The following is a 16,914-nucleotide window of genomic DNA, read 5'->3' on the forward strand; positions in this document are numbered from 1 at the left end:
ATTAATATTAAAAGCCACTTATTATAAGTGGCTTTTTTTTTTGTAGTAATTTAGTAGTGAAATAGTTATGCGGGCATAATGATTTAATTAACACACAACTCACTACAAAAATGAAAAAACAATCACTTTCAATTTTATTTATGTTTTTTGTCGCTCTGGCATTTGCTCAGGTTACGACATCTAATATAAAAGGTCTCGTTTTAGATGAGATGAATGAACCTTTACCAGGAGCCAATGTGCTTGCTGTGCATACACCAACAGGAACTAAGTTTGGAGGTGCAACAAATTTCGATGGTCGTTTTAATTTACTTAATCTTAAAGTAGGTGGACCATATTCTATTACAATTAGTTTTGTTGGTTATAAAGAACAAGCTTTTACAGATGTTTACTTAACTCTTGGTAAAACTCAGAATTTAGACATTACTATGGCTTCAGATAGTCAGTCTTTAGAAACTGTTGTTATTACAGGAACTGGTGGGACGGGTACTTTTGGTAGCGATCGTACAGGAGCAGAGACTAGTGTGGGAAGAAGAGAATTAACAAGTTTACCAACAATTTCAAGATCTGCGGCAGATTTTACTAGGTTAGAGCCTTCATCTTCTGGAAATTCTTTTGGAGGTAGAAACGATCAATTCAATAATTTTAGTTTAGATGGTGCTGTTTTTGGAAATCCTTTTGGGTTAGATGCGGCTACAGTTGGTGGGCAAACAGATGCGCAACCAATTTCTTTAGATGCCATAGATCAAATTCAAGTATCATTAGCGCCATACGATGTTACACAATCTGGATTTACAGGAGCATCTGTAAACGCGGTAACTAAAAGTGGTACAAACGAATTTCATGGTACTGTATATGGTTTTACTAGAAACGAAGATCTTACAGGTGGTAAAATTAAAGGAGAAGATGTTTTTAAAGCAGATTTAGAACAAACACAATACGGATTGAGTGTTGGTGGACCACTTATTAAAAATAAATTATTCTTTTTTGCAAACTTCGAAAAAGACGAACGTACAGATTTAGGTGCGCCTTTTACACCTAATAGAGGTTCTGGAGCTGTAAATGAATCTATTGTAGCAGAACAAGACTTAATGGATGTTAGTAATGCATTGTTAAATTTAGGATATAATCCTGGGAGATACGAAGGTTTTAACTACAACTCTAACTCTACAAAAGGAATTTTTAAAATCGATTGGAATATTAACGATAATAACAGATTAGCAGTTATCTATAATTTCTTAGATGCATCAAAAGAAAAGCCAGCACACCCAACAGCTATTGGTGTTAGAGGTCCAAGTTTTAGAACATTACAATTTGAAAACTCTGGTTACGAAATTAATAATAAGTTAAATTCATTTCAAATAGAATTAAATTCAACTTTACCTGGAGATGTTACAAACAAATTGCAAATCGGTTATACTCATTTCGACGATTTTAGAAACCCGTTATCTGGTCCAGCACCAGTAATAGCTATTCAAGATGGAGCAGGTTCAAATTATATTATTGCAGGTCATGAGCCATTCTCAATTAACAATAAATTAGATCAACGCGTTTTTCAGGTAACAGATAATATGAACTTTGTTAAAGGAGATCATACTTTTACTGTAGGATTTAACTTTGAGAAATTCGAATTTAAAAATTCATTTAACTTAGTTAATTACGAATCTTTCAACTTTGGTATTTTTCCTTATTACGGATTATTTTCTCCGTATCCAGATGTTCAAACTTTCTTAGACAATACACAACCAGGAGGAGTAGTAGACCAGTATTTAGGAGCGACACAAAATGCTTTTAATCAATTTAACGCTAATGGAGATGGAAATGATGGCGGTTGGAAATTAGCAGAACTTAACGTTGGACAATTAGCATTTTATGTTCAAGACGAATGGAATGTTACAGATAATTTTAAGCTTACTTACGGTTTACGTTTAGATAAGCCCTTATATTTTGATACTGGAGATTTAATACAGAAGTACATTAATACAGAAAATGGAGCTACAAGAGATACCTCAGTTACTTACTTTAATCCAAATACTAACGAAGAAGTTACTTTAGAGTCTACAAGATTACCAGATAGTAAACCATTAATTTCTCCAAGAGTTGGTTTTAATTACGATGTTAAGGGAGATAATACTTTTCAAGTGCGTGGTGGATCTGGAATCTTTACAGGTCGTTTTCCTTTTGTTTGGTTAGGTAACCAAGTAAGTGGAGCAGACGATGGTTTCTTTCAAATAATAGATCCAGAATACAAATGGCCACAAGTTTGGAGAACAAATATTGGTGGTGATTATAAATTCGAAAATGGAGTAGTACTAACTGCAGATGTATCTTATACTAAAGATATTAATGGAGCGCATGTACAAAACTGGGGATTAAGAAACCCAACCGAAACTTTAAATGCACCCGGAGATAATAGACCAGTGTATGCAGATGGAGATAAAGGTAATAATGCCTACGTATTTACAAACTCTAATAAGGGACGTATTTGGAACTATACATTAAAGGCTCAAAAAACCTTTGGAAAAGGATTTTATACAAGCTTAGCTTATAACCACTTAGATTCTAAAGATGTAAACTCTATAGAAGCAGAAATTACAGGTGATGCTTTCGATTTTAATCAAGTATCAGGAAATGCAAATGATGCTGTTTTAAGCGCTTCTAAATATGGAGATAAACACAGATTTATAGGTGTAGCAAGTAAGAAATTTACGTATGCTAACGATAAATGGTCTACAACATTATCTACATTTTTTGAGTATGCACAAGGCGGACGTTTTAGTTATACTTATGCAGGAAATATAAATAATGATAGTTCTGGTCAGAATAACGATTTATTATATGTGCCAACAGCAGGAGAATTACAACAAATGCAGTTTTCTGGAACAGCAGCAGAACAAGCCACACAAGCAGCAAACTACGAAGCATACATTCAACAAGATGATTACTTAAGCGAAAAAAGAGGTGATTATACAGATCGTTATGGAGCATTAGCGCCATGGAGAGGAAAGTGGGATGTTAAATTATTACAAGATTATAAATTTAGCACAGGAGACGGAAAAACAAATACCATCCAAATAAGTGTAGATGTTTTAAACGTTGGAAACTTATTAAATAGCGATTGGGGAATTGTACAACTTCCTAATAATGTAAGTCCTGTTTCTGTGTCTGTAGACCAAACGACAAATACACCAACATATTCTTTTAACGAGTCTAATCAAGAAACTTTTGGGTACAACACGTCATTATTATCAAGATGGCAAGCGCAAGTAGGAGTACGTTACATTTTCTAATAACAAACCATAATAATTTATGTAAATTTGCGCTTCTAAATTTTTTAGAAGCGCATTTTTTTATTTAAATAGTTTCTATTTTTTTAAATTAATTTTAATCATAACGCTTTCGCGGAAACACCAATTTATGAAGCATTTTTATTACATACTATTAGTTGTCTTTTTTGTGTCTTGCAAGAACGATGTTTCTAATACATCAACTTCAACTGAAGCTGAAACACAAACTATTAAAAAATCTGCATTAATTGAAGCTTTCAAATATTCGGAAAATGCAGCGCCAATTATAAGTGTACACCGTGGAGGAAAAAGCATTAAAAACTATCCAGAAAACTGTTTAGAGACTTTACAATATGTAAACGATAGTATTCCTGCTATTTACGAAATAGATGTTGCTAAAACCAAAGACTATAAGCTAGTATTATTACACGATAATACTTTAGAGCGTACAACAACAGGAACAGGAAAATTAACAGATTACACATACCAAGAGTTAAACACTTTTAATTTAGAAGACGATTTTGGAAACGAAACTACTTTTAAAGTGCCATTATTTACAGATGTATTAAAATGGGCAAAAACCAATAAGGTAGTATTAACTGTAGATATTAAACGTAGTGTGTCTGTGCATACTGTAGTAGATGCTATTAGAGCAGAGAAAGCAGAAGATGTTTGCCTAATTATAACTTACGATATGGAACAAGCACAAAGGGCTTATAAATACGCTCCAGAATTGTTACTATCTGTTTCTGCAAGAAATGAAAAAGAACTAGGTTGGTTGTTAAGCTCTAATATTCCAACAGAAAATATGATCGCATTTACAGGTACACGTTTGTCTCCAAACGATTTTTATAAAAAAGTACAATCTCACGGCATAAAGACCATTTTAGGAACTTTAGGAAACTTAGATAACCAAGCAGAAGCTAAAGGAGATGTGCCTTATAAAGTATGGCGAGAAGATGGAATAGATGTTTTTGCAACAGATAGACCTTTTGCAGCAGCCAAAGCATTAGATATTAAGAAATAGAATAATAAATTAATAAGATTCCCATTTTTGTGGGAGCAAAAAAATATTTTTTTTGATGAAATATTCAAGACTTACAAAAGAACAATTTGAAGAATTAGAACAAGAATTTATAAACTTCTTGGCTACGCAATCTATAACAGGAGACGAGTGGGCTAACTTAAAAGCTAATAAGCCAGAGTTAGCAGAAATGGAACTGGATATTTTTAGCGATTTAATTTGGGAAGGTGTTTTAAATCAAGCTAAATATTTAGAACATATTTCGCCAAGCGATATTCACTTATTTGCATTAAATGAAGACCACATGCATTTAGTTGGTATTAAAGTAAAAGAAGAAGAAATAGATTTAACAACTACCGAAGGTTTTAATTGGCTACGTGCTAATTTAATGCACGATAATGTAGAGTTTGTACAAGCTAAAAAAGATTATACCGAAGAAAAAAACTTAGATAAATTTACACTTATCCAGCAAGGCTCAAATATTACAAAAGGAGAGTTGTACGAGTATATGTTTAAGTTAATAAATTAACGAATTCCTGCGAACGCAGGAATCTCATGAATAGTAGAAATAATTTTACTTACTATTTCAAATTAATTCTACTATTTTTGTAATTCTGCACTTGCTGCGGAATCTAAATTTAAGATAACGTCACTTCGTGTGATTCTAAATTATTAAGAATCGTATCGAGAAGACCTAAAACAGATCCCTTTCTTAAAAGGGAATTATTATGGCACAAAAACCAAGTATACCAAAAGGAACAAGAGATTTTAATCCAGAACAAGTTGCAAAACGTAACTATATTTTTAGCACTATAAAGTCTCAATTTCAAACTTTTGGTTTTCAACCTATAGAAACACCAAGCTTCGAAAATAGCGATACGCTAATGGGAAAGTATGGTGAAGAAGGTGATCGCTTGATTTTTAAAATTTTGAATTCGGGTGATTATTTTAAAGACGTTAGAAAAGATGTTTTTTATACAGCAAATATTAGTGTTGTGTTTTTTGATTTATTTGATAATCTGATTAAATCAAAAGAAGATAAATATGATTTCTTTTTAAATGGAGCTTTAGATGTTTTCTCAAAAAATAAAATAACATCTGATGGTGAAGAAAATGAAAAATCAATACTTCAGAAGATATTTGAAAAAAATAAACAAAACATTCTATTATTTGATTTTAGAGATGAAGCTAATCTTGCTAATTTCCGAAGAGAAATTTTCAAATCTTTTTTCGAGGAATACATAGAAAAATTTAAGTCTTTAAATTCACAAAAGGCTACAACTAAAATCTCTGAAAAAGCATTGCGTTACGACTTAACAGTACCTTTCGCAAGATATGTTGTACAGCACCAAAACGATATAGAATTCCCGTTTAAGCGTTATCAAATGCAACCAGTTTGGAGAGCAGATAGGCCACAAAAAGGACGTTTTAGAGAGTTTTATCAATGTGATGCAGATGTTGTTGGTAGTGATTCACTTTGGCAAGAAGTAGAGTTTATACAATTGTACGATAACGTATTTACGGCTTTAGGTTTAAAAGGCGCAACTATAAAAATTAATAACCGTAAAATATTATCTGGTATTGCAGAAGTTATTGGAGCAAGCGATAAGCTTATCGATTTTACTGTTGCTTTAGATAAGTTAGATAAAATAGGAGAGGAGAAGGTAAAAGAAGAAATGTTAGGTAAAGGGATTCCACAAAGTGGAATTGATAAGTTACAACCATTATTTTCTTTATCTGGTGATTTTGAAGCTCAGATAGAAAGCTTAAAAGGTATTCTTAGTACTTCCGAAGAAGGAAAAAAAGGTATTGAAGAGTTAGATTTTATAAATGAAGCTATTTCTAGTTTAGGTTTACAATCTGCAAAACTACAATTAGATGTTACTTTGGCAAGAGGACTAAACTATTATACAGGCGCAATTTTTGAAGTTTCTGCACCAGATGGTGTGAAAATGGGCTCTATTGGTGGTGGTGGAAGATATGCTGATTTAACAGGTGTATTTGGATTAAAGAATGTAAGTGGTGTTGGTATTAGTTTTGGTTTAGATCGTATTTATTTAGTACTTGAAGAATTAGGTTTATTTCCTGAAACCATTGCAAAAAGTACAGAGGTTATGTTTATTAACTTTGGAGATAAAGAAGCGTTATTTTGTTTAAAGGCAATAAAATCTTTACGTGAAAATGGTGTAAATTCAGAATTGTATCCAGATAAAATTACTAACGGTAAACACATGAAAAAACAAATGAATTACGCTAACAAGCGAGAGATTCCATTTGTGGTGTTAGTAGGTGAAGAAGAGATGAATACTTCAGTTTATACTTTAAAAAATATGATTACGGGTGAGCAGACTAAAGTGTCTTTAGAAACGCTTATTACTACAGTGAAATAAAACTTAAAAATATTAATAGAAAAAGCCTGAAATTAAATTTCAGGCTTTTTTGTTTCTATGTAGTATGTTGTTGTTGTAATATTATTTAATTAATATTTTTTTTGATAATCTTTTAGACTCTGTGTTTAAAACAAGAATGTAAGTTCCTTTGTTTAAATTATTTGTTTGAATAACTATTTTATGCTCGAGAGTTACTAAGTTATACTGTGCTTTTAATTGCCCATTAAAGTTAAAGATTTCTACAGATGTAATGGTTTGAAAGTTGGGATTATTAATAGATATACTCTTAGTGTTGTTAAAAAACTGAAGTCCTAATTTAGTACTTACTACTTCTTCAGTTTCATTAATAGCTTCAATTTCAGTATTGCTTTCTTCAGCTTCTGCCTCAGTTTCTATTTCAACTTCAGTTTCTTCTTCTTCATAAGAAATAGAATCTTCGTTATTGTTTACAAATCTTAATTCAAAACGATTTAAATAAGTACCAGCTGGTAAGTTTAGTGTAAAACCAGAATTACCTTTAATGTTATGGTAGCTATTGTTGTTATTATCGAAAAGAACTATTTCTAAGGTTTCAGGTACATTTATTAATTGGTCTATAGATATAGTACTAACGCCATCTGTGGCAGTATGTAATCCTAGAGGTAGAACAGAATTTTGATTTATAATATCTATACCCTGAATTAAAAAGGTCCTATTTTCAATTATCCAATACATATCGTCTGGATGGTTTTCAAAACTTTCAGCATCATATCCAAAGTCGATACCTGCTGTTGCATTGCTGTCTTCAGTTACTAATATTTGTCTGTGAATTTGGTTTGGAGAAGAAAAACCTAAACGAATTTTCATTCTATCGTCTCCATTAGTTTGAGAGAATGCGTTAAAGTAAAAAGTAATTAATAGAATGGATAATAAAGTTAATTTTAGCGAGGGAGCTGTCATTTGTTGGTTGGTTTTTAATAGCGTTATTAAAAGGTTAATAAATCGAAGTTATGACTTAAAGTGAGTTGATTGTAATATTATCTGTGATTAACCTATAAAAGCGATTTGGTGATTTTTTTGCGTTTTTTTAAGATTAAATACATCATCATAGATTTTTAAGTTTAGCAATAAGTGTTTTAAACTATTTTTGACTATATTTTTTACTGTTTTTATTAAATAAAAAAATCCTAAAGTATACTTTAGGACTTTAAATAATATGAGTTTTTTACTTAGAAAGCATTTTAAAATCTCGTGCTTTTTATTTAATTAGGACTTTTTTTGATAGTTTACCATCGTTAGTTTTTATTTCTATAATATAAGTTCCACTAGTTATATTGTTAGTGTTAAGTTTTATCTTGTCTTGGTTTTTAATGTTATTATAGGCAATTACAGATTGGCCTAACATATTAAACATCTCAACTTTCTTAATTTCTTTAAGCTTAGGATTATTTATCACTACAGTTTTGCTATTGTTTGCAAAATAAAATTGAATATCTTTTTCTAATGTTTCAAAATTATTAGTACTTAATGAGTTGTCTTCACTAAAAAGTAGTTCAAACCTGTCTAAATAAGTTCCAGAAACGATATTAAAACTATAACCAGAATTGTTTTTAATGTTATGATATGTATTATTTTCTTTATCTAAAAGTACTATGTCTAAAGTGTCTGGAATATTGTCTAACCCATCTATTTGAATAGTACAAAGTCCATTTGATTCAGTATTAAGACCTAAAGGAAGAGTAGTGTTTTCATCAATGCTATCTATACCTTGGATAAGGAAATTAACATTTTCTATTATCCAATACATGTCACTAGGTTCTTCTGTGTTCAATTCTGCATCATAACCAAAATCAATTCCAGATGTTGCATTTTCATCTGCAGTTACTAGTAATTGTCTGTGAGTATTGTCTGGGCACGTAAAACCTAAACGTACTTTTGGTCTTTGGTCTCCACTAGTTTGTGCGAATAAGTTTGTCGAGAATGTTATTATTAAAAATAATAGTAAAGCTGGTTTGCGAGTAAATGTTTTCATAAGTAGGTTTTTTTTGTAAAAAAATAACTTAAGAGGGATCAGCTATATATTGTAATTAAAAAATATTTTTTTGTAAATATACTAAAATAATCGACTAACAACCTATTTATTCGTTGTAATGAATATTAAATTATTGATTTTTTAAAAGAATGCATTTAAAGCATTTAGTTAAAGTTCTGATATACTGTGTTTTAAAATTAATTTTTGAAAATAAAAAAATCCCTAAAAAATTTAGGGATTTTAAAAATATGTACTTTGTTTTAAAGTAAATTGATATGATTTTTATTCTATTAAAACCTTTTTAGATAGTTTGCCTTCGTCTGTTTGTATTTCTAAAATATAGCTACCAGTACTAATATTATTTGTTTTAAGTTTTATGTAGTCTTGATTTTCAAATTCATTATACATTACAATAGATTGACCTAGAACATTAAATATTTCGACTTTAGTAATGTTTTTAAGCATAGGATTGTTTATCACAATACTTTTGTTATTGTTTGCAAAATAAAATTGAATACCTATTTCTGATGTTTCAAAATCCTCTGTATTTAAAGTATTATTATTGCTAAAATGAAGTTCGAATCTGTCTAAGTATTCTCCTGTAGGTAGATCTATTGAAAAATCTTGATTGTTTCTAATGTCATGAAATGTATTTGTAACAGTGTCATAGACAAATATTTCTAAACTAGCAGGCACGTTTTCTAAAGCATCAATTTTAATTGAATTTATACCGTTGTTGCTTGTTTTTATTCCTAACGGTAGAACAATTCCTGCTTCAATTACATTAGTACCTTGTATGCTAAATTTTTCACTATCAACAAGCCAAAACATATCAGTATTAAATTCTTCAGTGTTTTTGGCATCGTATCCAAAATCTATTAATTCTGTTGCATTACTATCTCTAGTAACTAATAACTGTCTGTTAAATGAATCTGCAGAAGTAAATCCTAATCTAATTTTTAATCTATTATCTAATTGATTATTTGTATTACTACTAGATTGTGAACTACTATTTCTTAAAAATACAGAGTTTATATTTTCCTTTTGAAACGTACGTTGGTTATTATTAAAGTTAATAGTGCTACCATCTGCTGTTCCAGTTAAAAAGAAACCTTGCGCAACAGGAATATACTGTCCTGGTGTTTTTGTACCGTTACCGCCAGTAGGATCTGGAGCACCAGCATTGTAATTGTATTTTACTGCTGGAATACCGCCAGAAAGATTGTAAATAGCATAGCCACCTTGGTATCCTCCGGTATTGTGTGTACCACCTCCAAAATGTTCCCAATAATAAATTGCTCCTGTTGTAGACGTATTGTCTAATATAAACTTGTCAGCATCTATTGCAGAAGCATAAGGGTTACCAACTAAATAATCTTTTTCGTTATCTATGTTAAGAGTAATTGCTCCGTTGTTAGGTTTTCCTTCTAAAATATAGTTTTGTGATAATACTAAGTTATTACCTGTATCTGTTACACCTTTCATAGAGAAGCCTTCACCAGCTAGCATAGAGCCGGTACTTCTAATATGTTGCCAGTTATAGTAATTGGTAGATAGGTTAGCATATTTCCAAATCCAAAAATCTGCAATACCAATTGGAGTTCCTGGAGAAGATGGTGTTCCATTATAGCTATTAGTAATAAAGTTAATGTTTAAAGGTGTATTAGGGTCTGAACCATCATTAAATATTTGAGGTACATTATAACTGTTATTATTTGTTGTATTGTTGGTGGCTCCAACAGGAGAAGACCAATAGTTATAAGTGAATAAATCTTGAGTACCTTGTTGATCGCGCTCTAAGCTTCCCGAGCTTGCAATATCTAAATCTGAACCTAGTGTTTGTATTAATTGTGATTCACCATCTAAATCAATTTTTCCATCTAATTTTAAATAGTGAGAAACTGTTAATCCGTTTCCTGAGTTTGCACTAGTATCTCCTGTTAGGGTTAATTTGTTTGCTATTACGTTAAGCGATAATACTGATCGATTGTTGTTGTTTGCTGATGGTAATGAAGCATTGTCTAAATCTATATTATGGCTAGTTTCAACAATGTTCCAATCTACAGTAATAGTATTATCTACTATAGATGTGTTACCAGGTATTGTTTGTACGTTTCCATTAGCCCAAGTTGAGTTTAAATCCCAATCTGTTCCAGCAGCACTTTTATAAGGCAATGGAGCTGTTTGATGATCTACAGTCTTTAAGTTTATTAAAGCACCTTGTATATTATTGCCTGATTCATCATTTGTATTTGTGTATGTATATATAGACATTGGATAATATCCTGCCAAATTGGTCCATGGTATTGATGCTACATCATTTTTAGTAATTGTTGTAGGTACAATTTTACCACTTACAAAGTTTGAATTATTTTCAATTTCCTGATTCATGATGTACTGTAATTGTACTTGTGTTAGTTCTGTATCCCAAATTCTAACTTCGTCAATATTTCCTCTAAAATGTCTTGTGGGCGTTATTTTTCCAGCTGCAGCTATGTGAAAAGACTGGTCTGTGCTTACTGGAGCAGTTCTATTTGCAAATCTATCTAAGACGCCATCAATATATAGATATATTCTAGTGCCATTGTAAATAGCAGCAACATGATGCCATTCGTCATCGGGAATAGAAGTTGTAGAGGCTAGTTGTTTTATACCATTGCTATTAATCCAACGCAATTGAATTCTGTTATCATTCAAGATTCTAAAGTCATAACCTTCTGTAATTGCTTCGTCACATTTTGATAGTATTGAAGCAGTTCCACTATCTGCTGCATCTCTTTTAATCCAAGAAGAAATTGTAAAGCCAGATGGATTTAAATTTAAAGCATTTTCCATGTCAATGTAATCTGTAGTACCATTAAAGTATACAGAGCGCTCTACTACTATTTGTGGAGCATAACCGAAAGTAATATATTTTGTTCCGTCAAAATCATAATCAGTAATTAAGTTTGAGCCATCAATTTTCATAACTTTATAAGCTGCATTTGAATCAAACACAGGAACATCAGAGACAAACATGTAATAACTACCTGGAGGACTAATGTTTCTTATCGCATTTTGTGGTATAGAAATTTGTACTTTTCCTATGTCTCCACCATTTTCAACAACTTTCCAAATACGCTGCATGCTTAAAAAGCTAACAGGAGTAGATAGACTAGGTATCCCCGAACTTATATCTACAGATATAACGGTTGGAGCTGCATCTAAACTTGCATTGTTATTCCCCCAAACTAAAAAATCTTTATTATCTAAAGTATCGATGTTATTAGCTTTATTAAGGTTATTTGTGTTGTATATATGGGTTAATCCAATAGATAGTATGCCTTCAGTAGGTCCAGTAACATCTGTAGCATTGTTAACACTACTAGATTGTTTCTGGTGTATGTTGGAATTATCGTCACGACCAATACCTGCGATATCAAAATTATATCCAATATTTTCAGATTGATCCCAAATAATATTTCCATCACTATCTACATAATCTTGAGAAGTACCATTTACACCTAAAGTTATACCATATTTAATTGCTAAATAAGATTGTACTCTATTACGCTCATCTGTTAAATCTACATCACTTAATCTAGAAGAGAATGTTACTACTTCTGCAACCCTAGCATTTAAAGCAGCTTCCCATCCTTCACTTCTTCCTAGCCAAAAACGAGAATCATTAACATTAGTAAATTCAGCAACATCATTTTGTGTAGTCTCTATATCGTTTGCATTGTAAAATAACTCTTGTTGTGTAACGGCTGAATTATTTCTAGCATTTATTATTCCTACATTAGAATAACTTGCTGAAGGACCATCGTGCACTGCATAACCATCACCTGGATCTGACGAATCGTAAGTGTCTAAAGCAAAAGAAATACTTTCTCCAGTAATTCTACTAGTAAAATCGCCAAAACCAATTCCTGTAGTATCTGAAACGTCTGTTGTTGGATCAGAATCTCCACAAAAAACATCCATTACCCCAAAAGAGTTATTAATAGGTGTATCGTCTGGTATAATAACAATAAAGATATCTTGGGTGTATAGTCCAGAAGAGCCTTCTAAAAACTGTGTAGAAGTATTGTCAAAAGAATAATCATCATCAACAAGATAAGTAGAGAAGGAGTTATCAAATTCTACTACTGGATTAAAGTTAATGTTTTTTGAAATATTATCTCTATAAGTTGGTTCTTGGCCTGAAGTATTTACAGTAGCATCTGCTCCATTTCCTTGATCAGACCATAGGGCAACACCTTGTCCATCAGTATACGCTAAGCCTTCTGTACCTTTTAACCATAACCTTAGGTTAGTTGTAATCCCTCCTGGTCCATTTGTTAAAGGAAGGGTACCACTTCCTTGAACATCAAAATTAAATGGATTCTCATTAGTATCATTATTAATTATGGAAATGTTAGCTGTTTTAAAACCTACTGTTGTTGGTGTAAAAGTAACATCAAATGTTGTGCTTGAACCTGGAGTTACTATTAGTGAAGGAGGACTTGTAACTACAAAATTTAATGCGTTTGTTCCACTAATAGTTAATGTACCAATGTTTAAGTTTAATGTTCCAAGGTTATTTATAGTATAGGTTCTTGTTATTGAATTTCCAATTATTGCTGAACCAAAATCTGTGTGATTAGTTATGGATGGAGATATATCTCCGTCTACAATATTTAATGTATTACCAATAATTTCAATTTCTGGAGTATTAGAAACAATAATATTTACTGTATAGTCTTCAACCTCACCATAATCAAAAACTTCGCAAGAAGTTGGAGTACCATTATATTTCATTGAAATGCGCATTCTTTTTGAACCAGCAGTTACAGTATTAGGTACTGTAAAGGTTGCTGTGACCGGATAGAGTGTTGTTGCTGCTTGTGTATAGACTAGTTCTCCTGAGTCGGTAAAGTCATTATTGTTATTGTAATCTATCCATACTCTGTAACCTTCGGCAAATGTAGTTCCAGGAAACCCAGGAGTTATAGTTAGTGAGTAAGTAGAACCAGTTGTTAAGTTTGTAGATATACCAGTATTGTTAGAGTAGCCAATAGTAGTTGTTCCCGTTGTTGTGAAATTATCTATTGTGTTTAATTGAACGCGGCTAATATATTCAGAAGTATCATTATTTCCTCTAGATGTGCATTGTGCTGCTAAATTAAAACAATTGAAAAAACTAATAAAAGCAAAAACAAGGAGGGCTTTTTTTCTGAAGGTAAAAATTTTCATAAGCGTTTAGGTTAGTTTGGGACTAATTAATTGATTTTCAAAAATAATGTCATTGATTATCAAATTCTTAAGTTAATACGAATATAATATGAAATACCATGAAATGCAAATATAATCGACGAAGCGCATTTCTCTTGTGTTAATTTTTGGTTTTCAGATTATTAAAAAACCAAAACTGATGTGTTTTGGCTTTTATTTATGCATTTAGTCGGTGTTTTATTTTATAAGCTTTCTGATAATCGACTTATTTGAGTCTAGATCTATTAATTTAAGTAAATAGGTGCCGCTAGCAAGGTTTCCTAAATTTGAAATATTTAGAGTTGTTTCATTATTATTACTTGTTTTCTCAGAATAAACAGTCCTCCCTCTAATATCAAAAAGCTGAATTTCAATATTATGAAATGCTGTTGGAAGTTTTAAATTTAACGCGTTGTCAAAAGGATTTGGATAAATAAGTACTTCTTCTATAGATTTTTCTTCAACATGTAAAGTTCCTATAGCTATATTAACAAGGTAGTCTTCAACTTCTCCATATTCAAAAGCTCCACAAGATGTTGGAACTCCATTGTATTGCATAGAAACTCTCATGGTTGTATTACCTGCTGTTAATCCATTTGGAATTGTAAAAGTCCCAGAAACAGTAATGTCGTCCGATATTGATTTAGTAAAAACCTCTTCACTAGCATCTTCAAAATCACCATCTCTGTTGTAGTCTATCCAAACAGTATAGCCTTCATCATATGCATTACCAGGCCATTCTGGAGTTATGGTAATAGTGTAGTTGTTTTCTACTGTTAAATTTGGAACCGTTAAGACGCCTTTAAAATTAGAATATCCAACACTTGTAGTACCTGCACCTGAGTTATTATTATCTAATCCTTCTAATTGTACTCTATTAATATATTCATCATCAGTACTGTTTCCATTAGATGAACAATAAAGAGATTTTGTAGTAAATGATTTAGTAGTTGTATATGCTGTTGGGCTAGTACTAGAGCACCTAGCTCTAACTTCAACCTCATATTCTGTATTATCAACCAAACCGGTTAAAGTGTATGCGCTTTCATTTATATCACTAATAGTGGTCCAAGTAGTTGTACTAGACTTACGATACCTTAAATCATAATTATTTCCAGTGGTGTCCCAAGCTAAATAAGCTGTAGTACTTTTTATATTACAAATACTTAAATTAGTTGGTGTAGTAGCACTTCCAGAAGGTATCATCATGATGTCTGCTAAAATTACTTTTTGACCATTAGTAATAGTTTGACTATTTAATGTTTGAGATTGGTAGCATGCTGACTCTATAAGTAAATCATATGTTCCAGCTTCAATGGGTCTGTAGAAATCACCATGATTAATACCTGTATACACTTCAGAACCATAATTATCATGACCTATAATAGAAATTTTTGCTTCAATAGTTTCTCCAGTAACGTTGTCTTTAACAACTCCTCTAAAACCATAAGTGCCTTGCGTTAAGTAATCTAATAGAGCATCTTTATTATAGTACCAGTAATTTACTAATGAAGATTCAGGTAAAATTTTAGTATCTGATAATTCGATAGTAACTTCTCGACAATGTTTAAAAACATTCATATAATCTTGGCGTCCACCATTAACTCGATACCATTCTGCACCATGGGTAACACCAGGACTTTGAGAGTAGTTGTTATGCCAAGCATTATTACCAGCATTTGCATCCCAATCATCATCGTCGGTCATATAACTAGACTTGTATCCATAATCATCTCCGCAATAGTCTGTGCCAGAATTAGCATCAGTTTGGGCATGTGTTGCGTATTCTACAGATACGTTTTCAAACCAGTTAGTGTCTGGGTGCGTGTCTTCAGCAGCATATCTATTATCAAAAGGATAGTTTACTAATTCTGTGCCACCATGAAAATTGGCAGAAACAACAAATTTATTGGCTTCAGCTAAGCACATAAATGCTAACGTTTCAATTTGATATTCTTCACCATCAGAATGTGCACCGGCAACATCATCAGGATAATTCCTATTTAAATCTACATTATTTGCATTTGCTCTTCTGGATCCTGTAACAGAAGTGTTGTCTGCACTATTGTAGTATGTTCCATCTGGGTTTGCGCTCGGGTTAATCCATAGTTCTGTGTTTTCAACTAAGTTTTTAACTCTTGCATGATCTACATGTGTAGGGTCATCGTATACTACTAAAATATAGTCAATTAGAGATAACATCATAGGGTATCCAGCAATTTCATCACCATGCATAGATGAAGTAAGCATTAGTTTAGGTTCTTGCTCATTTATAGAAACATTATCAGATATTTTTACAAATAATAATTCTTTATCACCTTCTGTAGTATTGCTAATACTTATTTTTTGAACTAATGTTGGATTGTTTGTCTCAAAATCTTGCATTTGCTGTGCATAAGCAGCGTAAGTTGGGTAAGTAGACGCAGGACTAAATGGATTAGTGCAATTGGGTTGGCTGCTTTTATTGTTATTTATAAAAGGAGTAATATCATAAATTACAGAAGGATCTACTTCGTTTTCATTTTTTTGAACTTTATAACTAATACCTTTTTTTTTAAAAGCTCTAAATTGTTTTTCGTTTGCCCATACTTTTATTGTATTTGTTTTTGAATCGAAATTAACAATAGAAAGATTTTTTGTAATATTCTCAATATCAGTAGTATTATCGACTTTAAATGTAAATGTTAGTTCTCCTTTTTTAGAAATGTATTTCTCTGCTTTTTGTTCGTTGGTGCTTTGGCCAAACGACATAGAAGTAATAAGTGATAGTACTATCAGATTAAGTATTTTTATTTTCATAAGATTGAGGTTAGTTGCCATGATTAGGAATGTTTTACAAAGCTATGAAAATGTCATCAATAACAATCTGTGAAATGCAAATAAATACGACTAAACGACTTTGTTTAGTTTAAGTCCTTGTTTTTTAAGTATTTATGAAATACGTATTTTTATGATTAAGTGTTTTTATTA

General features: G+C 31.5%; 8 protein-coding genes. 4 read left to right on the forward strand and 4 right to left on the reverse strand.

All coding sequences use genetic code 11. The annotated features are described in order from the left end of the window. The first annotated feature begins 110 nt into the window (after positions 1–110). The 4 genes from ASC41_RS10530 (at position 111) to hisS (ending at position 6,698) form a co-directional block, all read left to right on the forward strand. A complete protein-coding gene (locus ASC41_RS10530) occupies positions 111–3,287 on the forward strand; it encodes a TonB-dependent receptor (protein ID WP_055436605.1) in 3,177 nt (1,058 codons plus the stop codon). 127 nt (positions 3,288–3,414) lie between these two features. After that, the gene (locus tag ASC41_RS10535) at positions 3,415–4,311 is read left to right on the forward strand and encodes a glycerophosphodiester phosphodiesterase family protein (protein WP_055436606.1); all 897 of its coding nucleotides are present in this window, start codon (positions 3,415–3,417) and stop codon (positions 4,309–4,311) included. Positions 4,312–4,366: 55 nt separating this feature from the next. Beyond that, complete coding sequence (locus ASC41_RS10540) at positions 4,367–4,837, forward strand: DUF6495 family protein (RefSeq protein ID WP_055436607.1); 471 nt, start codon at positions 4,367–4,369, stop codon at positions 4,835–4,837. A 199-nt stretch (positions 4,838–5,036) separates the two neighbouring features. Beyond that, positions 5,037–6,698 (forward strand): histidine--tRNA ligase, encoded by a 1,662-nt coding sequence (hisS, locus tag ASC41_RS10545; protein ID WP_055436608.1) that lies wholly within the window; start codon positions 5,037–5,039, stop codon positions 6,696–6,698. A gap of 81 nt (positions 6,699–6,779) precedes the next feature. Here hisS and ASC41_RS10550 read toward each other — a convergent pair whose 3' ends face one another. The 4 genes from ASC41_RS10550 to ASC41_RS10565 all read right to left on the reverse strand — a co-directional run bounded on the left by ASC41_RS10550 (position 6,780) and on the right by ASC41_RS10565 (position 16,743). Continuing rightward, on the reverse strand, positions 6,780–7,637 hold the full coding sequence (locus ASC41_RS10550) for a T9SS type A sorting domain-containing protein (protein ID WP_055436609.1): 858 nt from the start codon (positions 7,635–7,637) through the stop codon (positions 6,780–6,782). Between the two features lie 298 nt (positions 7,638–7,935). Then, positions 7,936–8,709, reverse strand: a complete 774-nt coding sequence (locus ASC41_RS10555; RefSeq protein ID WP_055436610.1) for a T9SS type A sorting domain-containing protein — start codon at positions 8,707–8,709, stop codon at positions 7,936–7,938. Between the two features lie 282 nt (positions 8,710–8,991). Then, the gene (locus tag ASC41_RS10560; RefSeq protein ID WP_055436611.1) at positions 8,992–13,926 is read right to left on the reverse strand and encodes a DUF8202 domain-containing protein; all 4,935 of its coding nucleotides are present in this window, start codon (positions 13,924–13,926) and stop codon (positions 8,992–8,994) included. 216 nt (positions 13,927–14,142) lie between these two features. Next, positions 14,143–16,743, reverse strand: coding sequence for a M14 family zinc carboxypeptidase (locus ASC41_RS10565; RefSeq protein WP_160318802.1), 2,601 nt, complete (start codon positions 16,741–16,743; stop codon positions 14,143–14,145). Between the last annotated feature and the right edge of the window lie 171 nt (positions 16,744–16,914).

Origin of the sequence: Lacinutrix algicola, assembly GCF_001418085.1 — a bacterium.
Taxonomy (GTDB): Bacteria; Bacteroidota; Bacteroidia; order Flavobacteriales; family Flavobacteriaceae; genus Lacinutrix; species Lacinutrix algicola.